At 56.9% G+C, this 20476-nt stretch carries 20 protein-coding genes; 7 read left to right on the top strand and 13 right to left on the bottom strand.

Going from position 1 to position 20476, the window contains the following annotated elements; genetic code table 11:
- Positions 1-43 precede the first annotated feature (43 nt).
- The 5 genes from FJ145_08175 to FJ145_08155 all read right to left on the bottom strand — a co-directional run bounded on the left by FJ145_08175 (position 44) and on the right by FJ145_08155 (position 5926).
- Positions 44-1162 (bottom strand): extracellular solute-binding protein, encoded by a 1119-nt coding sequence (locus FJ145_08175; GenBank protein ID MBM4261393.1) that lies wholly within the window; start codon positions 1160-1162, stop codon positions 44-46.
- 48 nt (positions 1163-1210) lie between these two features.
- A complete protein-coding gene (locus FJ145_08170) occupies positions 1211-2383 on the bottom strand; it encodes a Rieske 2Fe-2S domain-containing protein (protein MBM4261392.1) in 1173 nt (390 codons plus the stop codon).
- A 49-nt stretch (positions 2384-2432) separates the two neighbouring features.
- Positions 2433-3584 (bottom strand): extracellular solute-binding protein, encoded by a 1152-nt coding sequence (locus FJ145_08165; protein MBM4261391.1) that lies wholly within the window; start codon positions 3582-3584, stop codon positions 2433-2435.
- The gene (locus tag FJ145_08160; protein MBM4261390.1) at positions 3584-4414 is read right to left on the bottom strand and encodes an alpha/beta hydrolase; all 831 of its coding nucleotides are present in this window, start codon (positions 4412-4414) and stop codon (positions 3584-3586) included. Before FJ145_08160 ends, FJ145_08165 begins: the two co-directional genes overlap by 1 nt.
- Positions 4415-4579: 165 nt before the next feature.
- Positions 4580-5926, bottom strand: coding sequence for an ABC transporter substrate-binding protein (locus tag FJ145_08155; GenBank protein MBM4261389.1), 1347 nt, complete (start codon positions 5924-5926; stop codon positions 4580-4582).
- Between FJ145_08155 and FJ145_08150 the strand changes: the two genes are divergently transcribed.
- A complete protein-coding gene (locus FJ145_08150; GenBank protein ID MBM4261388.1) occupies positions 5916-6101 on the top strand; it encodes a hypothetical protein in 186 nt (61 codons plus the stop codon). The genes FJ145_08155 and FJ145_08150 overlap by 11 nt on opposite strands.
- Positions 6102-6104: 3 nt before the next feature.
- On the top strand, positions 6105-7571 hold the full coding sequence (locus tag FJ145_08145; GenBank protein MBM4261387.1) for a hypothetical protein: 1467 nt from the start codon (positions 6105-6107) through the stop codon (positions 7569-7571).
- A gap of 270 nt (positions 7572-7841) precedes the next feature.
- Here the strand turns inward: FJ145_08145 and FJ145_08140 are convergent, their stop codons facing one another.
- On the bottom strand, positions 7842-8840 hold the full coding sequence (locus tag FJ145_08140; GenBank protein MBM4261386.1) for a hypothetical protein: 999 nt from the start codon (positions 8838-8840) through the stop codon (positions 7842-7844).
- A gap of 101 nt (positions 8841-8941) precedes the next feature.
- Complete coding sequence (locus FJ145_08135; GenBank protein ID MBM4261385.1) at positions 8942-9922, bottom strand: aldo/keto reductase; 981 nt, start codon at positions 9920-9922, stop codon at positions 8942-8944.
- A 242-nt stretch (positions 9923-10164) separates the two neighbouring features.
- On the opposite strand from FJ145_08135, the gene FJ145_08130 reads away from it, so the two are divergent.
- On the top strand, positions 10165-10458 hold the full coding sequence (locus tag FJ145_08130) for a HigA family addiction module antidote protein (GenBank protein MBM4261384.1): 294 nt from the start codon (positions 10165-10167) through the stop codon (positions 10456-10458).
- Between the two features lie 18 nt (positions 10459-10476).
- Here the strand turns inward: FJ145_08130 and FJ145_08125 are convergent, their stop codons facing one another.
- Positions 10477-11505, bottom strand: a complete 1029-nt coding sequence (locus FJ145_08125) for a hypothetical protein (GenBank protein MBM4261383.1) — start codon at positions 11503-11505, stop codon at positions 10477-10479.
- A gap of 146 nt (positions 11506-11651) precedes the next feature.
- On the opposite strand from FJ145_08125, the gene FJ145_08120 reads away from it, so the two are divergent.
- The 4 genes from FJ145_08120 (at position 11652) to FJ145_08105 (ending at position 15327) form a co-directional block, all read left to right on the top strand.
- Entirely contained in the window at positions 11652-12659 is a 1008-nt protein-coding gene (locus tag FJ145_08120) for an ABC transporter substrate-binding protein (protein MBM4261382.1), read from the top strand.
- A gap of 187 nt (positions 12660-12846) precedes the next feature.
- Positions 12847-13830 carry an ABC transporter substrate-binding protein gene (locus FJ145_08115; GenBank protein MBM4261381.1) on the top strand — a complete coding sequence of 328 codons (984 nt, stop codon included), beginning with the start codon at positions 12847-12849 and terminating at the stop codon, positions 13828-13830.
- A gap of 66 nt (positions 13831-13896) precedes the next feature.
- On the top strand, positions 13897-14958 hold the full coding sequence (locus FJ145_08110) for an ornithine cyclodeaminase family protein (protein MBM4261380.1): 1062 nt from the start codon (positions 13897-13899) through the stop codon (positions 14956-14958).
- A 135-nt stretch (positions 14959-15093) separates the two neighbouring features.
- A complete protein-coding gene (locus FJ145_08105) occupies positions 15094-15327 on the top strand; it encodes a hypothetical protein (GenBank protein MBM4261379.1) in 234 nt (77 codons plus the stop codon).
- Between the two features lie 8 nt (positions 15328-15335).
- Here the strand turns inward: FJ145_08105 and FJ145_08100 are convergent, their stop codons facing one another.
- The 5 genes from FJ145_08100 to FJ145_08080 all read right to left on the bottom strand — a co-directional run bounded on the left by FJ145_08100 (position 15336) and on the right by FJ145_08080 (position 20306).
- Positions 15336-16388, bottom strand: coding sequence for a hypothetical protein (locus FJ145_08100; protein ID MBM4261378.1), 1053 nt, complete (start codon positions 16386-16388; stop codon positions 15336-15338).
- Between the two features lie 65 nt (positions 16389-16453).
- Positions 16454-17641 (bottom strand): hypothetical protein, encoded by a 1188-nt coding sequence (locus FJ145_08095; protein MBM4261377.1) that lies wholly within the window; start codon positions 17639-17641, stop codon positions 16454-16456.
- Positions 17542-18657, bottom strand: coding sequence for an ornithine cyclodeaminase family protein (locus FJ145_08090; GenBank protein MBM4261376.1), 1116 nt, complete (start codon positions 18655-18657; stop codon positions 17542-17544). The genes FJ145_08095 and FJ145_08090 overlap by 100 nt, the downstream gene beginning before the upstream one ends.
- Positions 18658-18682: 25 nt before the next feature.
- Positions 18683-19678: an aldo/keto reductase gene (locus FJ145_08085; GenBank protein ID MBM4261375.1), complete on the bottom strand. Its 996-nt coding sequence runs from the start codon at positions 19676-19678 to the stop codon at positions 18683-18685.
- 16 nt (positions 19679-19694) lie between these two features.
- A complete protein-coding gene (locus tag FJ145_08080; protein ID MBM4261374.1) occupies positions 19695-20306 on the bottom strand; it encodes a hypothetical protein in 612 nt (203 codons plus the stop codon).
- Between the last annotated feature and the right edge of the window lie 170 nt (positions 20307-20476).

The following is a 20476-nucleotide window of genomic DNA, read 5'->3' as shown; positions in this document are numbered from 1 at the left end:
TTTTTCCAGACGCCTCACGCTTCACCCCTTACGCCTCACGGTTTTACTTTTTTTTCGTTAATTCTCTGAATAGCTTCGTCGGCGCGTCGGGTTCGAGAAAACCCGTCACGCGATATTTCCTGCCCTCTTCACGCTTGGCCGGCGCCGAAACGTTGTCCTTGGAAATATCCACGCGCATTGAATCGGACGGCTCTTGAACTTTGCCGTTCATCGTCGCTTGCCACGCCGTCTGCCCGGCGCGAGAGAGAAACCAATTGATAAAAACTTTGGCGGCGTTGGGATGAGTCGCCTGATTGATCAGCGCAATGCCGCTGTTGCCGCTGGTGCTGACTTCGAAGCTGGCTTCTTTCAGTGCCGAATGCGGAAACTCGTCCACCGGCAAGCCCTGCTGCTTCGCTCGGTCCGTATCGCCGCAGTCGATGCAAATGGGATACTTTCCCGCCGCGAGCCAGTCGCTCGACTGGCGCCGGTCCTGCGACACGGTGACATCCATCTCAGTGAACAAGCGGCGGACAAACTCCGGCCCGAGCTGTGCATGATGGTAAAACCGAATCACGCTCGGCGAGCCGACGCCGGGCCGCTCGAAGAGGAGAATCTTGCCTTTCCACTTGGGATTGAGAAGATCCCAGTAGGATTTGAACTCTTTGATGTCGACAAGTCCCGTGTTCTGATGCAGCCCATTGCCGGCGACGCTGCCCTCGTACATGAACACGAACTGCTTGTCGCTGTCCGCATAATAATGCTCACCGTTTAACCACTTCGACGCGTCCGTGACCTCTGGCAACAAGAGAACCGGTTTCAAGGGATCAAGCACACCTGCTTTGTGAAAGTCATAGAATGACCGGCCGCCCAAACCGCCGCTATAAATGTCGGCAAGAAATTTTCCCGCGCGCCGCTCGGCGATGATGCGCGGCATCAAATCGCCAACTCGCCCGCTGACAGTGATTGCTTTTATGAAAGGATATTCTTTATTGAAGGCAGCAATAATGTCCGGATGGGTGATCTCCTGCTCACCCCACAACCGGACCTCACCTTCTCTCTTGGCCCCGTCGAGAATCTTCTCCCACTCGCGCTGCCAGGCGGGTTTCGACTCAGCGGCCATCGCGAGGGCAGCGAAACCCAGAACAGAAAACATCACAACTAAGAAAACTTTTCGTTTCACGTCTGTCCTCCGGTACCAACGACCTGAGCTTTCTCCGAACCCGAATTCTTACGACGCCTTCGGTGGCAAGATATGCGCGAAGCCTCCCGCTCTACCGACCTTCACCGACTCTTCCAAGTGAGTATCGATGATCGGCAAGTTCGGATCGCGAAAGACGTTTATCGGATCGAGCCCCTGCTGCACTTTCTTGATCTCGCGCGTGAGAATCTCGCGGTACAGGACGATGCCGCGGTCCGACCCAGTAAGTCGCTCGTTGGTACGGTCGTGAATCGGCCCTTGAGTTTCCCACGCCATGAAGTCCTGCGCATCAACTTCGTCCAGCCGATGGCGTGCAAACGGATGGCTTCGCTCCGGCGGGTTCTTAAACGGTTTACGGTAGTTCACCGGCACTTCGCCGTTGGCAGGAGGAGGCTCAGCGGAATTCGGGACAAAGTGCACGTAGACAACGTAGGTGTGCGTGTCGTCGATGGGCACACGGATCTGCGTGCGATTGGCTTGCCGCAGCCAAGTGGGAAACAACAGCGGATGTTCTTCAACCTTGCCGTCGCGAAAGACGCGCCGCTTGATGATGCCGTGCTCGAACTCGTCCATCTCATATTTCACTAAATTGTCGATGGTCCCCCGCGTTGTACTGGTGACTTTGAACCCGTCGGTCACCAATTCTTGATGGAGGATATGCAGATGCGCCGTGTCGACGGAGTTCTCCATCGCCTGCAGCCAGTTGCAGTCGAGCTGCGGCAGCGCGCGCAGCCAGTGCCAGCCGTCGGTGCGCGCCCAAACATCCCATTTGGGGATCTCCGGCGCCGGCAGCGGTCCCATATACGCCCAGTAGAGCCCACAGTGCTTTTTCACCGGATAGGCTTTTTGTTTTACGGTCAGGCAAAATTTGCTGTCCGCCGGCTCCGCGGGTGTCTCAAGACAGTTGCCCTGAGTATCGTAGAGCCATCCATGATAAGCGCAGGAGATGCCGCGTTCTTCGACACGGCCGTAGGAAAGCGATACACCGCGATGAGCGCAGCGGTCGTGCAGCAGCCCGGCCTCGCCCTTCGGTGTGACAAATAGAACTAGATCTTCACCAAGTATCCTTACAAACTTGCGCGGATTTTCCGGCGTCAAATCCGCCGCAATCGAAATGGGATGCCAGTAGCGGCGCAGCAACTCACCCGCGGGCGTGCCAGGCCCCACTCTAGTCATGAAATCATTTTCTTCAGCAGTTAGCATGGACACTCCCCTTAAAATCAGGGCAACCACATAGGGTTGCCTCTACACACTATGACGATTGCCTTTTTCCGCTAAGCACTCCATCGATCAACTTGACCGCCGGATTAATATCCTTGGTCTCAGGGTCATCGATGTCAAAATACTTCATGCCGTCGCGGCGCCGCTCCGTCGGCGTATTGTGGTCCTTGGGAACGTCGATGCGCCGCGAGTTTTTCGGATCGCCGGGCGCGCTCATCACTTTTTGTAATGTCATCTGGCCTTCGCGCGAAAGCAACCAATTGACGAAGACCTTAGCCGCGTTGGGATGCGGCGCGCGGTTCACCAATGCGACTTGGCCGTAGGAGGATGAAATATTCACGCCCTCTTTGAAATGGTAGGCCTCGAATTCGTCCACCGGCAAGCCCTGGGTTTTCGCCTTCGCGGTTGGCGAGCTTTGCATCGGCAGCAGCGCGGCGACTTTGCCATTGGCCAGCCAATCCATCGCCTGGCGGAAGTCGCCGCTCATCTGCACGTCCATCTCGCCATAGAATCGCCGGAAAAACTCCGGCCCGATATCAGGATGATAGTACATATACTGGATCGTCGGGCCAACCCCGCGAAGTCTGCGAATATCGATGGCACCAACCTTGCCTTTGAGTTTAGGATTGAGAAAGTCCCAGTAGGAGCGAAAGTCTTTCGGGTTGATGAGCTGTGTATTGTATGCCGGCGAACCGCCCGAGGAGACGTTGCCCTCGTAGACAAACATGTAGCTGGCTTCCTTGTCGACGTACTTGTGCCGGCCCTCCCACCACTTCGATGCGTCCGTAACTTCAGGAAGCATCAGCGCGGGGCGGAGCGGATCGAGCATCTTGCCCAAGTAAAGCACCTGATATAGCGACGTGCCACCGCCGCTGTAGACGTCGGCAAGAAACTTCTCCGCGCGCCGCTCAGCGACGATACGCGGCGCAAGCTGCGTGCCGATACCCGGAACCAGCGTAACTTTGATTTTGGGAAAGGCCTTTTGAAACACGCCCGCTTCGACGACCGCGGCGTAGCCTGCGATGTAAATCGTGAGCTGCCCTTCAGCCTCCGCGGCCTTGACAGTGCGCTCCCATTCGGCTTGCCAGCCGGGTTTGGACTCCGCCGCGCGACACGGGATCGCGGACAAGCACACGACAAAGCCTACTAAGAAATACGCTGCGCCTTTCACAGGCTTCCGCATCAGCCGCTGTGCCTTTTTACCCAATCGAGGATCACTTGATTGGTTTCCTCCGGTGCTTGCCAGAAAAATCCATGCGACTGGCCTTTGAGAACTTTCATCTCGGCGCCCTTGATCCGATCCATCAGAACTTTTGCCTGCGCGATGTGATTGCTGCCGACCGTGTCGGCCTCGCCGATGAGCACCAGCGTCGGCGCCTGCACGTCGCCTAGACGGTGCGTTCCTTCGAATGTATGGCGGGCGATGCAGAGCCAGATGAACGGATCGAGCTTGGCATGGGTCGCCCAGGCGACCTTGAAAAACTCTTCGACTTTATCGCGGTGCTTGTCGCGAAAGTCTTTGGTGAAAAACGTGTCCGACTCGACGATCTCGTCGTAGATAAACTTCTCAAAGCCCATCGCCACCATGTCGTAGACTAAACGATGCGGCAAACCCGGCACGCAGTCCGATCCGGCGCGCCCCGCCGTCCCCGAGCCGCTTGCCGCCATGATCAAGCTTTTCACCTTGCCCGGGAAATTCTGCGCCAGCGAGAGCGCGATGCGCCCGCCCATGGAGTGGCCGATAAAATGGGCCGACGGCATTTTCAAATGATCCATCAGCGCGACGATATCGAGCGCCATCTGCTCGATGGTATAAACTTCCTGCGTCGGCACCGAGCGTCCGCAGCCGCGCGGATCGTGAAAGACGAGCTGTATATCTTTGGCCAGCGGCATCTGCCACGGCTTCCAAACTTCGCCGGAGTACGCCGTCGACGGCACAAAAATCAGCGGCTCACCTTGGCCGTGGGTTTCGTAGTAGAGATCGCATCCGCTGGACAGTTTTACGTTAGGCATAGTGCGTTCCTCTCAAAAATATTGCACCACGAAGGCACGAAGTTCGGAATGGAAGGTTATAGACTTTGTTTCTCTTACCTTCGTGCTCTTCGTGTCTTCGTGGTGATAGTTTATTATCCGAACTCTGCGCCCTCCCCGCCCCTGCGCGAGACATTCCGCAGCTCTTCACTTCGCCGCTTTGTAAAACCCTTCCTTTTCCAACTGCGCGACGAAACGCGTATCGAGAAAGTCATCCGGCTTGGCCGTCTTCGCCTTCGGCTCCGTCGGTACCAATTCGGAAATAATCGTCTCCATCCCCTTGCGCGTGACGTACGGCACACTCTCGATATAAGCCCTTGCTTCGCCGTAGGTCGCTTCGAGAATTTCCGGCTCTTTAATGCGCGCGTATTTTTGGATCGCGCGAATCCCCGCCGCTTTGTTGGCTTTGAGCAGCTGCACGCCTTCACTATAGCCGCGCACCAAGCGGCGCGTCATCTCTTCGTTGGCTTTGATATGCGAGCGCGTCGAGCCGATGGCGACCGAGACATATTCCGGACCTTCTTTGGTGATATCCATCAACTCCGTCAGCCCGGCCTTGCGGGCACGAAAATTGGTCGGCGGCGAGAGCGCCCCGGCGTCCACCTGGCCGGCGACGATAGCGGTAAAAATATTCGGCACGTCGACTAGCTGCAGCATCTGATATTCTTCCGGCTTGAAGCCCATCTTGTTCATCACCCATAGCGTCACGCTGTGGGTCGACGAGCCCAGGCGGGTAATACCGATCTTTTTGCCGCGCATCTGCTCGAAGCTTTTGATCTCGGGCCGTGCCATGAAAGAGAACACCAGGCGATTGGCAACCCCCGCGATGATCGCGACGTCGGCGCCCTTCAGCGCCGCGGTCACCGAGTTGCGTCCGTCCATGTAGGAATATTGCAGCTCGCCGGCGAGCATGACCTGAATCGCCCGCGACGTCGACGGAATGTGCACCAACTCGACCTCGACGCCATTTTTTCTGAATAAACCTTCTTCCTGCGCCACCCAGGTACCGCTCATGTTGCTGGCAAATGACGTCCAGGCCACGCGGGCCTTCATCTGCGCAGTGACGGTCACTGGCAACAGAACCCCCGCTACCAGAACGGCTAGTGCGAAACCAAAGGGATTTGATGCCCTCTCCCTCCGGGAGAGGGTTAGGGTGAGGGCGCGTCGAAGCTTGACAAGATCATGCCACAACGTGCCCTCACCTCTATCCTCTCCCAGAGGGAGAGGAAGTGAAGACCCACGTGCGACACGCTCCGAATCGTGCTTCTGTTTGCACATGCTTCTTGAGTCAGTTCTTGACACCTTAATATTCCACCTCAACTGAATGGCTTGACGGTGTTTACCACGGAATCCAGGGAAGAATCGAGAGAGCCACGATTGTCTTGATTCCACCGAAACGCCTGTCATACACTCGCCGCCATCAAGCCTGCAGTGGAGGTTACCCATGCACAAAGGAATGTCCGACGACGAGTTGAAGGAAGCGATGAAAGTCATGGCCAAGTTTTCCGGCGTCAACCTGAGCGCTGAGCGAATCGAGCGCGATTTGCCGGCGTTCAAGGCCTATATGGGCGACTACGATACGATTCGCTCCGTGAAACTCGCCGTCGAAGACGAACCGGCAATGATCCTGCGGCTACAGAAAAAAGCAACGCCGAAAGGCAGGGTTTGATATATGGCGATTACCAGGCGGCATTTCCTACACAGCTCCGCGGCTGGCGTAGCCGCGCTGTCCATTGCACGAGGAATTATGGCTCAAAGTAAAAACCCAAACGGCAAAAGCGAATTGCATTATCTCACGCTGACCGAAGCGGCAAAGCTCATTCGCGCGCGCAAGCTCTCGCCGGTGGAGTACACCGAGGCGCTGTTGAAACGCATCGACGACGTCGAGCCGAAAGTTCATGCGTTCATCACCGTCACGAGAGAAGAAGCGCTGGCCGCTGCGAAAACGGCGGAAAAGGAAATCATGGGCGGCAAATACCGCGGCCCGCTGCACGGCATTCCCTTCGGCGTCAAAGACACGCACTATACTAAAGGCATCAAGACCACCGTCGCCACGCCAGTGCTCGCCAACTTTGTGCCCGACTTTGACGCCACCGTGGTCACCCGGCTAAAAAATGCCGGCGCGATCTTGCTCGGTAAGTTGAACCTGCCGGAGTTTTCCTTCGGCGGTGAAACGCCAGGCACCAATAACCCGTGGGACTTGAAACGCTCCCCCGCTGGATCGAGCGGCGGCTCCGGCGCCGCCCTAGCCGCTGGAGAGTTGCCAATGGCAACCGGCGGCGACACTTCGGGCTCCATCCGCGGCCCGGCCGTTGCCAACGGCGTGGTCGGCATGATGGCGACCTACGGCCGCGTCAGCCGCCGCGGCATCGCGGTGATCAGCTGGTCGCTCGACCGCGTCGGCCCGATGACCCGCACGGTGGAAGACAACGCGATCATGTTGAATGCCCTCGCCGGCTATGACCCAGCCGACGAGACATCATCGGACGCGCCGGTACCCGATTACACCCGCGCGCTCAAGCGCGGCGTCAAAGGTGCGCGCATCGGCATTCCCAAAGCCAACTGGTTCGAGGGCTACGATGCCAACGTCATGCGCGGCTATCGCGATGGCATCGAAGTTTTCAAAAAGCTCGGCGCGGTGGTCAACGAAGTCGATCTGCCGCCGACCATGGAAGTCATCGATCAAGCTCAGCGCATTATCCGCATCTCCGAGGCGGCGGCGTACCACGAACCCTTTCTGACCAACAACCAGGAGCAATATGGCAAGAGCAACGTGCGGCGCGACGTCGAAGCCGGTTCTTTAATCCCAGCGGTTCACTACCTGCGCGCCCAGCGCGTGCGCAAAGTTTTCATCCGTGAAATGGCCGAGCTGCACAACAGCGTCGATATTATTCTAACCCCAGGCCGCCCAGTACTGCCGGGCGGCCAAGACAAATCGAAACAGAATTTCAGCCGCCCCTGGAACGTCTGCGGTTATCCGGCGCTCGTCGTTCCGGCGGGTTTCTCCACCGAACCGGCGGGGTTGCCGGTAGCGCTGCAAATAGCGGGTCGGCCGTTTGAAGAAGAATTATTGTACGCCGCGGCATACGCCTACGAAGCGGAGACCAAGTGGTGGGAGAAGAAGAAGCCGCAAGTATGAAAGCCAAAACGCGGAAAGCGGAAACACGGAAAACGGAAACAAATGCACTCGGAAGCAACCTCCGGAATTTCCGTTTTCGGCGACATAAGGTTTTTGGACAGGATCGAAAAAAGCGAAATTTTGAAAGAGTTATATAAGTAAAGAATTGGCTCGCGCAGAGGCGCGGAGCGCGCAGAGCACGAAGGCACGAAGAGCACGAAGGTAAGAAAAGTGAATATTCTTCTCCGAACTTCGTGTCCGTCGTGTCTTCGTGGTGAGTATTATCCGAAGCTAATTCGGCAACCAGCACACCGCCGCAATTTCACTTAGCTCCCTTCTTAACTTCACCCACGACTTGCCGCCATCATCAGTGCGATACAGGTAACCATACCGGCTCGCCGTAAACATCACATGGGGGTCGTCTGAATTGGTGCCGAACAGCCACATGGACGAGTTGGGTTCCTGCGGCAGTGGCATCAGCTTCCAGCTCTTACAAAAATCGTCGCTCACGGCGATGGCACCCGAAGTGCCTGGCGTGAAGTCGCCGAAGCTAAGAAAAACTCTCTTCGGGTTGGCCGGGTCGACGGCGATGCCGCGCAGATAGTTTTCTTTCCTTGGATAGTCCCACGGCAGACACTTCTGCATATCGCGCGGCTCCCAACTCGTGCCATTGTCCGTGCTCGCGTAGATCTCGCGATTGGCCATGATAAACGCCGTGCGCGGCGGACCCGCGGTCACGGCGACGTTATGAATGTCGCGCCGCCCGGTTACTTCGACGATTTCCCAGGTATCGCCGGCGTCGCTGCTGTGGCGCGCGCCGTCGACTTCGAGACCGGCCCAAACTTGATTGGGCTCGGTCGGGTCGACAACGATCCCGGTAAAGCGCGGCGTGCCGACGGCCTCGCACTCCTTCGCCACTTCCACCGGCCGCTTCTCCCACGTGCGCCCGCCGTCCTTCGAGCGGAAGATCATCCCAGGCGTCGGCGTGCCGGTGCCGGCGAACATGTTGTTCGGATTGACCGGATCGAACGCGAGCACCCAGACATAGAGGCCGTTGAGCGCCGAGTCGACATATTGCCAATTGGCACCGCGATCCTCGCTACGGTAAATCCCTTTCTCCGTGGAAGCGAAAAGAATGTTGTGCTGCTTCGGATGCATCGCGATGCAGCGCACCGACGCTTCATAGGCAAACCCACGCCGCGGCCCAATGCGCGCCCAGGTCTGACCGTTGTCTTCACTGCGCATGATGCTCTGACCGATGGTACCGACAACTAGTGTTACCTCTCGCATGGAACCTCCGAATTGTTTTGCGTGTCTAGCGTCTAGCGTTTGGCGTCTAGCGTTTCCGGGTCTGGATTCAACGCCAGACCCTAGACCCTAAACGCTAAACACTAAACGTTTACCCTGTGCATATCCTTCGTCCGCGGCCCCGCCGCGGCGCCCTGGGGAAAAATATTATCGAGCCGCGCCAAGTCTTCCTGGCTCAGTTTAATTTCCGTCGCTTCGATGTTCTCTTCCAAATGCCCGCGCGACTTATTGCTGGGAATCGGAATGATGCCCGGGCCCTGCGCCATCAGCCATGCCAATGCCAACTGCGCCGGAGTGCATTTCTTTTCCCGCGCGATCTCCTCGAACCGCGCGAGCAGCGCCAGATTCTTAGCGAGATTCTCACCCTGAAAACGCGGGTGATTGATGCGCCCATCGCCGTCGCTCATGTCTTTGGCGTTGTGTACTAAGCCGCCGAAAAAGCCACGTCCCAGCGGCGAGTACGCCATGAAGCCCATATTGAACTCGCGGCAAGCTTGAATGTTGCCGCCCTCCGGATCGCGCGACCAGAGCGAATACTCCATCTGCAACGAGACGATCGGATGGACCTTGCGCGCGCGCCGAATCGAGTTGGCGCTCGCTTCCGACAACCCGATGTAGCGCGTCAGTCCACGCTCGACCAGTTTCGCCATGGCCCCCACCGATTCTTCGACGGGTATATCGGGATCAACGCGCGACATGCAGAAAACATCCAACGCGTCGACACCCAGCCGCTTCACGCTCTGCTCGCAATTCTGCGTCAAATATTCCGGCGTGCTGCCGCTCCGATTGCCCGTGGCGTCGGGCGTGCGCGGGCTGCCGGATTTCGAGTGAATCACGATGCGCTCGCGCCGTCCCACCAGCGCTTTTTTGATCAACTCGTGATTGTGCCCCTGCCCGTAGCTCGCCGAAGTGTCAATGAAGTTGATGCCAAGATCCCACGCCTTGTGCAGCGTCGCGATCGATTCGTTATCGTCCGCCGGCCCATAGGCGCCCGACATGCTCATGCAACCCAACGCCAGGCGTGAAACTTTGAATTCGGTGGAACCAAATTGAACGTACTCCATGCTCCCCTCCGTGACGCGCCCAGAGTTACCGCAGGTTAATGGAGCAAGTCAAACTTGTTTGGGTGTTGACAGAAAGATGCGGCCCACCCAAAATCAAAAACACCAGGAGGGATGGCTGTTTTCTCAGTTATCATGAAATCGCTGCGCGTTTTTGCTTCTCGCTACTCTTTTATCCCTTCCATTTTTTTGCTGCTGGTAGCGATCTACGGCTGTGACGATTGTATAACCAAAGCGGGATTGCCGTGAAGATCAAACCCATGCATCCAGGCTTGTATTTGAACGAGATACTTCGCGAATTGAGGTTCTCTCAATCTCGTTTGTCTCGGGACATTAATGTCAAGGCCATGTTAATTAGCCGCCTTGTCAATGGAGCGCGCCCCAAAACTGCGGAGCTTGCTTTACGACTTGGCCGCTATTTTAGCCAAGACCCTCGTTATTGGCTTAAATTGCAAAATCGTTACGACATAGATGTTGCCGAGGATAAACTTGGTAAACGCGTCATCCGAAAGATTCGCCCTCTTAAGAAAGTAGCGTAGCCGCGCCGTCACTCTCTTCTACTTCCCCAACAACTTCTTCATCCGGTCGATCAGCTCGGCGTCCTTGATGATCACTTCCTTGGCGAGTCTTTCCAGCTCTTCGCCGGGGGTATGCTCGATATCGATTTTGCGCCGCTTGGCTTCGGCGAGGAGCTCTGGGTCGCTGAGAGTTTTTGCCATCGCTTCGCGCATGATCTTGATGTATTCGACGGGCGTCGCCGGGGGCATGACGTAGGGCCGGCCAAAGAAGTTGGAGGCGGTGACCAGGTTGGCCAGTCGCTTCATCACGTCCGGCGCTTTGTATTCGTCGAGAATTTCAAAAAGCGTCGGCACATTGGCCAATCGCGAGTCGCGCTTGCGGCTGCTCTGCACCACCACGTGGGCGAAACCCTTGCTGCGCCAGCTCGCGTAGAGATCGCCGGCAAACCAGCCGGCAACGGTAAACGCCCGGCACTGTACCTCGTTGCGCTCCGCCGCCAAGTCCATCTCTGGGCCGCCAGGGTAGCCCGAGACAACGTTAAATTTCGTGCCGATGGCGTCGTTCAACAGCGTCGGCAGATAATGCCCCGTGGTGCCGGTGCCCGTAGCCGCACACTTGGGTCCCTCCGCGGCTTTTTTCACATCGTGGATGGTTTTGAACGGTGAGTCGCTGCGCATGCACATCAAATCTTCCGAGCGGTCCGGGCTGCCAATGTAGACGTATTTCGCCCAGTCAAATTGAATGTCTTTGCTGCCCGCCAGTTGGTTGAAATAAAGCGCCGGATTGATGGTCGCGAATGTCAGGCCGTCCGGCTTCGAAACCGCGTAGACATAGTTGGCGCCGATCAGATTGCCGCCGCCGGGCATGTTCTGCACCACGACTTCCGGCTTCCCAGGAATGTGTTTGCCGATGTAGCTCGCGACCAGGCGGCCATACATGTCGTAGTTGCTGCCCGCCGAGCTGCTCACGATGAGCCGCACCGTCTTGCCCTGATAATAAGGTGTCTGCGCCTGCAGCGGCACACCCAAGGTCAATAGCCATAGCATCACGATGCCCAGCAATCTCATAGAGTTCTCCTTCACAAAGCGTTGTGCTCTATAATCAACGAAAGCGATTTAGTCAATACGTTCGCTGACAAAATCGCCGCACGGATTGACAGCGCCACGCGCTCTCGAATAAATGGACCGGACAATCATTAGCGAAGGAGATCCGCATGGGCCATAGTTTAATGAAACTGGCGATCGCTCTCGTTTTCGTCTTTGTGTCGACGGCAACGCTTTCAGCGGCGGAGAAGCTCGACAAAGTTCGCTTCACCTACGCGCCGCTCTCCGCCAGCGGCTTTCTCTGGTTTATCGCCAAAGACGCCGGCTACTTTGAAAAAAACCGGCTCGACGTCGACATGTATTTCGAAGGCGCGTCGCCGATCATGGTGCAATCGATTCTCGCCGGTGAAAATCAACTGGCCGGCGGCTTGGGCCCGACGGCTGTTACCAACGTCCTGCAAGGCGGCGATGTCATCCCGGTCGCCTGCATCACCCACACGTTCACGACGCCCATGTATGTGCAACCGTCGATCACCAGCTTGCAGCAATTGCGCGGCAAAAAAGTCGGTGTCAGCCGCATCGGCGCGGTGTCGCACTTAACCGCAGATTCGATCTTGCGCCGGGCGCGGGTTGGCGACGTGACGATCATTCAAACTGGCGGGATCCCGGAATCCATGGCCGCGATCATGACCGGCAACGTCGAAGGCGCCATGGTTAATCCGCCCAATAACATCATCCTCAGGGAAAAAGGCTTTCGCGAAATCGTCGGCGCCAAGCAACTGAAAGAGTTGAACCTGCGCTTTCCCGAGAACGGCGTGATGGCCAAACGCACCTGGGCGGAGAAGAACCCAGACGTCGTCAAACGGTTCATCAGGTCCATCGCCGAGGGCTTGAAGCGCATGCACGACGACAAAGAATTCGCGCTCAAGACGTTGAGCAAATACACCAAAGTCACCGACGCCAAGTCGCTCGACGAGAGCTACCGCTGGGGCATCGATAGCTTTTTCAAAGACTTCAAAACACCGCCCGAGGCGATGCAGCTCATGGTCGATCAACTCGCGACATCGCGCATGATCGATGCCAATGTCGCGCAAAAGACCCCGCTGAAGGCGTTCTACGAGAATCGTTATGTTGAAGAATTAGAGCGCGAAGGATTTTTCAAAAAGCTCTGGCAATAGAAATTCCAGATTACAGATTCCACATTCCAGATTAGGGGGACTCCGAATCCGAAACAATTTGTAATCTGGAATTTGGAATCTGGAATCGCGAAAGAAGTGACAGATCACAAATTTCAAATCGGCGGAACTTCTGATCCTAAATAATCTGGAATTTGGAATCTGGAAAGCGCGCGCCGTGAGGTCAACAATGAAACAAAGACTATTAGCGCTGGTTATAGCCTTGGTCGCGCTCTGCGGCGGGCGCGCGCTCGCGCAGGACAAGCCCAAGATTTTCGTCGGCCCATCGAGCAAGACGCTCGGCTATAGCCCGCTCTGGGTCGGCTGGAAAAAGGGCTTTTTCGAACAGCAAGGGTTGGACGTGCAAGTCGTGGTTCTCCGCGGCATGCCGATGGTCGTCCAGGCTCTCGCTTCAGGATCGATTCATATCGGCTCCGGCGGGCCCGAGCCGTTCATGGAATCGAGCGACCGCGGCCTAGACTTCATCATCACCGGCGGCGTGATCAATGGTCTGACGGCAGCCATCATTGCCGGCAAAAAATACAAGACCTTCGAAGATTTGCGCGGCACAACCGTGGGCTCGTCGTCATTGACTGGCGGCACAGTCACTGCCTTCCGCGAAGCGATGCGGCAAAAAGGCTTGGAGTATCCGCGCGACTACAGGATACTCGTTGTCGCTGGCGGCTCGCCTGGGAATTTGGCAGCGATGCAATCCGGACAAATCTCGGCGACCACCGTGGCCGTGCCGCTCAACTTCGCCGCCGAAGAGCAAGGTTTCAACACCATTGGCCGGCTGCTCGACTTCGTGCCGCAGTTCCAATCCGCGGCGCTGGCCGTGCGCCGCTCCTGGGCCGAGAAGAACCGACCGCTTATGGTGCGCTTCATGAAAGGCATGGTGCAATCGCTACGCTGGATGCACAACAACCGCGACGCCACGGTCGAGTTCCTGTCGAAGGAAATCCAGCTCAAGCCCGCCCACGCGTTAAAAGGCTGGGAGTACTACACACAAAACCGCATCTGGCCCTACGACGGCGAGCCCACCATGGAAGGCATGAAGCACAACATCCGCACTTACTACGAACAGACCGGCAGCAAAACGCCGGTACCGGACGCGTCTAAGTTTGTCGATATGAGTTATTTGAACGAAGCGTTCAAGGAGTTGGGTAAGAAGTAAGCTGCCAAGGCTCGACATTAATTTCTGATCAAGCGCTATAATCATTGACCGGCGAAGGGAGAATCTGTGACGCTTATTCTCAGCAACGATGACGTCCAAAAGGGTCTCAACATCAAAGACTGCCTTGCGATCATGGAGGAATCCTATCGCGAGCAGGCTAACAGCCGCGCCGTCAACCGGCCGACCAGCCACTCCTATCTCGCCCACTCGTTGGCCAATGCAACCTACAGCTTCAAATCGGTCGATGGCGGCGTCGAAAAATACGGCGTGCTGGCATTGCGGGTGACTTCCGACGTCGTGCAAGAGCAGGAAAAGTTTGGCTCGGTGCGCTTGGAGAAATTGCCCCTCGCCGGCAAAGGATTGTTCGTCGGGCTCGTGCAATTATTTAGCTCCGAGACTGGTGAGCTGCTCGCGGTCATGCCAGACGGCTTGATCCAGCAAACCCGCGTTGGTGTCACCAGCGCCCTCGGCATGAAAGTCATGGCGCGCAAAAATTCACAGACGTTGGGGCTCATCGGCTCCGGCGGCCAAGCCAAAGCGCACTATCGTTTCATGACCGCCGTCATGCCGATCAAAAAAGTCAAAGTCTGGAGCCCGAACCCGGAGCATCGCAAGGCTTTCGTCGAAGAAATGGCCAAAGAAACCGGCGTCGCCGGCGAACCGGTCGCAAGCGCCGAAGAAGCCACGCGCGGTGTCGACGTTATTTGCAGCGCGACCAACTCATCGCGGCCCGTCGTCAAGCTCGAATGGCTCGAGCCGGGCATGCATTACAACTCGATCCGTGAGTTCGAAACCGATCTCGCCGTCTTGGACAGGTGCGATCCGATCGCAATCCACACCAACTTCGGCGGCATCCAGCACTATCAACCGCCCGGAATCAACGACGACATGCCCGGCGTGCGCCGGGAAAAACCGCGCGATTGGTCGAAGTATCCGGAAATTTGCGACTTCATCGCCGGCAAAGTGCCGAGCCGCGTCAACGATAAACAAATCAGTTTCTTTTTAAACAACGTCGGCACCGGCGTGCAGTTCGCCGCCATGGGCTGTTGTGCTTACCAAGCAGCTAAGGACAAAGGCTTGGGGCACGAGATACCGAGTGAGTGGTTTATGCAGGATATTAAACCGTGAGTTGAATCGATTGAATCGAGGGCTTACATTGTGAAGAGCTTAGAGTTCTATGAACTTCACGATCGTCGGTGATATCACTGACATTGAAGTTATCGCCACTGGGTTCGGCGTAAGGATACTACCGGTTTTGCCCGTATGGCAACAAAACCCAAGCGGAAGAAACAATTGGCAGTGTGCGTCCGCTCCGACGACGCGGACTTGCTGACACCGCGCAGGATTTACGAAGTTTTGCCCGATGAGCAAGCCGCTAAATCACGGTGCCTGCGTGTAATCGATAACGAAGGCGAAGACTATCTTTACCCGGCTTCTTATTTTGTTTTCGTCGACTTGCCACCAGCAGTTCGACAAGCCATTGCGAAAGCGTCTTAGCTCAACTATCACTTCCCCATCATTTTCTTAAGCTTCTCGATCACATCTTTCGGCTGCGACATCACGTCGGTCGCCAACGCTTGCACCTCTTCTCCCGTCGTCGGATCCATGTCCAAACGTTTCTTCTTGGTCTCGGCGAGGAAATCCGGATCTTTCATGGTCTTGGTGAAAGCATCGCGTAACGTCTTGACCACTTCCGGGCGCATCTTTGGCGGCGCCATGTAGGGCCGATGAAACTCGCCCGACGCCAACAACGCCGTGGCCAGCCGGCGGCCAGTTTCATTGGTTTTGTACTTGTCCATCAGCTCGTACACCGTCGGCACGCTGGCGAGCTTCTCCAGTCTGACTTTGCCGCCTTGAACCAGCTCGCGGGAAAAACCATTTTTGCGCCAGGTGTGAAATGGCTCGCGCGAGAAATAGGCTTCCGTGCTGAGCGAGCGGCAGACGATTTCGCCGCGCTCGACGCCGAGATCGATCTCATTGCCGCCTTGGTAGCCGGCGATCACGTTGAACTTGGCGCCGATGGTCTCTTCTAGAAGCTTGGGCACGAAGTAGCCCATGTTGCTCAAGCCGGTGGTGCCGCATTTGGGCGGCTCTTTGGCGTTGCGCACGTCTTCGATGATTTTGAATGGCGCGTCGGCGCGCATGTAGAGCACCTGCGGCGACTTGGTCGCGTTGCCAATCCAGTTGTATTTGGTCCAGTCAAACTTCACTTCGGATCGCCCGATCAACTGCTCGAAATAAAGCCCGGCGTTGATCGCACCCATGGTCAAACCGTCTGGCTTGGCGACGTTGTAGATATGATTGGCCGCGATCATGTGGCCGGCACCGGGCATGTTCTGCACGATGATGTTGGGATTGCCGGGCAGGTATCTGCCCATAAAAAGTGCGATCGCCCGCGCATAAAGATCGTAGAGATCGCCGGCCACTGTACCGACGACGATGGTCATCGTCTTGCCCTGGAAGTTGGGCGCTTGGGCAAAGGATTTGGCGGGGGACAAGGCTGCTACAAGCACCAGAAGTATGAAAGCGGAATTCTGAATTGTGAAATTTCGTTTCATCGATCGTTTCCCTCCAGGGCAGGACCCCAATTCATCTTTCCGCTTTCATCCCTCATATTTCGTCTTTACTCTGTCAAAACTTTTTTCGCCCGCTCGACAACTTCCTTGGGCTGATCCAAGAGCTCGTTTAGCAACTTTTGCAAATCTTCACCCGAGGATGGATCCATATCCATGCGCGACTTCTTTGCTTCGGCAACCAGCTCCGGGTCTTTGATCGCTTGCGCGTAGGCGGCGCGTAGCATCTTGATCCGATCGGGCGGTGTGCCCGGCGTTACGAGCATCCAGCGGCCGAACTCGGCGCCGTCGAGCAGCACGCGCGCGACTCGACGATTGGTCTCGGGAGTCTTGGCTTGGTCCATCAATTCGTAAATCGTCGGCGCCTCCGGCACCAGCGGATCACGCTTTTTGCCGGACTGCACCAGATGGCGGTCAAAACCCTTTTTGTGCCAACTGTCGAACGGCTCGCGGCCAAAGTGAGGATTGATCGTGTTGCCGCGGCAATGAATCTCGCCCTTTTCGACAGCGAGGTCGATCTCGTTGCCACCGGGGTAGCCCATGACCGTGCTGATCTTGGCATTGAGCGCGATTTCAAGCACTCGGTCGAGAACGTAGCCAGCGCTCGACACCCCAGAGCTGCCGCACTTGGGCGGCTCCTTGGCATTGACGATGTCGCTGATGGTCTTGTACGGCGCATCGGCGCGCATGTAGAGCAGCATGAAATTCTTTTCCTGCGAGCCGATGATCGCCATCTTGCGCAGATCGAAGCGCACCTCTTTGTGGCCGGAGAGCTGTTCTAAATAAGTATTGCTGTTCGGCATCAAAAGCGTCAGCCCATCGGGCTTGGCAATACCGTAAACATAATTCGTCGCAACCAGTGACCCCGCGCCCGGCATGGTCTGGACAATCATCGACGGATTACCGGGCAGATATCTTGGAATAAAGCGTGCCAACAGTCGCGCCCAGCGATCGTAAAACCCGCCGGCGGACGCGCCGACGATAATGCGCACGTTCTTGCCTTTGTAAAACGGCTCACCCTGGGCCTGGACAGACCGCGCAATACCCATCACGATGAGCAGCGCCGCTGCAGTCACACCCGCCAACATAGTTTTCTCAGTCCGCTTCATAATTCCGCTTTCATCCTTCATACTTGTTTTCACCACGTCTCCGCCCTTCCCCCTTGCACCCACCAGTTCAGGCGTGGCTCGATTTTCATCTCGTAACCCTTGCCGTGCTGTTTCGCCAGTTCGTAGCATTTCTTCGCCAGCGCGATATCGATAATTCCCTGACCGCCCTGATTTTTGTAGAGAATGATCTGTTTGTCGTTGGTCCTGCTTTGAACCTTGCCAGCGAGCACGTCGGAAATTTCGACGACCTTGTCCCAGGTAATGACGCCGTCTTGCACCGGCCAGTAGATATCGCCTTGCTGCGAGTCGATGGCCTGCGCCTTCGACAACGCAACGACAAAATCGCAGCGCCTGAGCGTCGCATCGTCGACCTCGCGGCGCGGCTTGTCCAAGTTGCCGCTTTTGACCAGCTCGATGTTGCTGCCGATGACTGAGATAATGTACTGGCCTTCTTCCAACCACGCGCCATCGATCACCGGCACGTTGGTGTTGGTCATGCAGAGAATGATGTCGACGTCTTTTGCGGCCAATTCCGGCTTGTCGACTGGCTTCACGGTCACGCCGGTGGCAAGGCTGATTTTTTTGGCGAAGCCTTCGCGGTGTGCCGGCGTCGGGCTGAACACTTTCGCGCTTTCGATTTTGCGCATCTCACAGAGGCCGGCAAACGTCGCCCACGCCTGTTGGCCGGAACCATAGATGCCCACACGCCGAGCATCCTTACGTGCAAACAAATCCAAACCCGCCAAGCTGGTCGCCGGCGTGCGCAGGTCAGCCTTGCCGCTACGATCACGCGGCCGGTGTGCCATGACACCGAGCAGCGAGCCATTGTCCGAATCGTAGATCAACGCTAGTTCGGTCTGATCGGGATTGAAGGGCGGCCGCTGCTGCGTCGTCCCCGAGATCGCTTTGCGGTGCAGCGCCACCTGCGCGCCGACCGCGCCAAAGTTGGCCGAGCCGCCGGCATAAATATTCAGCACCGTATCGAAGGTGCCCTCGGCCACCTTGCGGTGTAGGTTCAAGCGCTTGCGCGGCGCGCACACGCCGTTGGGCGAAATCATATCGCGCAGCGCGCTCTCGGTGATTGCGACCGCTTCGCCGGTCGGAATCAGCTGATCGACGTCGTCGGAGTGAAAAAACAAAGCCATGGCGTCATCCTTCTACCTGAATGAATCAGTTGCCGAAATCTGTATCCCACAGCTGGCGCATCTTCGCCATCTGCTCAGCCGACAGGGCTGGCGTATCTGGACAAGCCACCGCTTCGTCCACGTGAGTAGGATTGGAAAAACCGACGAGCACGCTGGACATCTTCGCATTCATCAGGCCAAAGCGGATCGCTGCTTGCGTGAGCTCTTTGCCGGCCACACCCAAAGCCGCCTTCACTTTTTCAGTTCGCTGCAATTCCAGGGGATAGTCCGACCCTGGCGACAAGGGCTCCGGGCTGCTGCCGCCGCCCGCGCTGGGATCGGATGTAAGCGCACCGGCCGCAAGAATGCGAATGGCAAATGCGCCCATGCCTTTCGCCGCAGCGCGGTCGAGGATCAACGTATAGTCCTGCGCCGTGAAATTCGCCGGCACGCCATGGCCGGCGCTCGGGTTAAGTAGATTGTAGTAACATTGAAAGCCATGAAACTCGCCGCTGTCGACCAGCTCGTGCAGCGCCTTGGTTTCGCCCAAACCGCTAAAGCCAAAGAAACCGACTTTGCCGCGATCGCGCATGGCCTTGAGCCCGTCGATCACGCCGCCTCTGCCGAGCACGTCCATCGGCGCCAGGCTGAACCGCTTGCCCAGGCCACGCTGCTTGGTCACGCGCGTGTGCAACTGGACAAAATCGACCCGCTCCCGGCCAAGGCGCTCCAGCCCCGCTTCGACGGCGCGGATAGTCGCCGCTTTGACGTCGCCGACGCAGTCCGCTTCGAGGCGAATCTTGGTCGAGATCACCGGATTGACGCCGACGTCTTTGAGCACGCGGCCGAGGTTCTCTTCCGATTTGCCCAAGCCGTAAGCAAAAGCCGTATCGAAAAAATTGATCCCCGCCGCGACGGCGCGGCGCACCACTTTCACCTGTTCTTCATAGGGCGCTTTGACCATCAAGACCGCGTTGTTGCCGCAGCCAAAGCCGATTTCAGAAATCTTGATGCCGGTTTTACCGATCTCGCGATAGTTCATTGCACCCCCTCTTGGGCTAAATAGACTGTAAAATATCGATCACTTCGTCCGTGTCGGTCAGATCCGCCAGGCAGGCGTCCGGGTTGGCGTATTGCAGCTCTTCGACGGGATAGCGTCCCGTGCCGACCAACAAGCACTTCATGCCATTGGCTCGCGCCGCGGCTAAATCCTTTATTGTATCGCCGACGATGACGCACTGGCTGGGGTCGATCGAGCGCGTGGCGAATGCCTGCCAGCGCTCGCGTGCGATCCTTGGCAAGTCCGGACGATATGCTGAATCGCTCGCATAGGCGCCAAAGCTGAAATAGCCATCGAGTCCCGCCGCCCGCAATTTGATGGCCGCCCCAGTCTGGAGATTGCCAGTCACGACACCTTGGCTAAAAGAAGCCGATTGGGCAAGCAGAGCGAGTAGGTTTCCCACTCCCGGCAAGGCGCGCACGCTGATTGTTCCCGCGCTTAAAGCCGCCGTATAGGCATCTTTCAAATGGCCTCCGAAGCGCTGCCAATGTTCATCGGTAAAAGCCATGTGAATGTCGCGCCGCGCGAAGATTTCCTCAACGATCATTGGATCCGTATTGCCGTCGGGCCTCACCGTGCGAATGTCGCCGTCGATGCCGAAGGTTTTCAAAATCGCTTGATTGAACGGTACATAGCCGTTTTGCGTCCGCGTTGAGCTATGATCAAAGCGTGTGGAAATAGGAAATAGGTAGGCGTACCCTTTCGCGAATCTAAAAACGAAAGGCTGCCTGTTGGCGCAGGCAGGAAAGGATACGCCGATGAGAGAAAAGCACACTGAGG

The organism is Deltaproteobacteria bacterium, assembly GCA_016874755.1.
Taxonomy (GTDB): Bacteria; Desulfobacterota; Binatia; order UBA9968; family UBA9968; genus DP-20.
The sequence above is the reverse complement of the archived record's forward strand: the minus strand, read 5'-3'. Positions and strand labels throughout refer to the sequence as shown.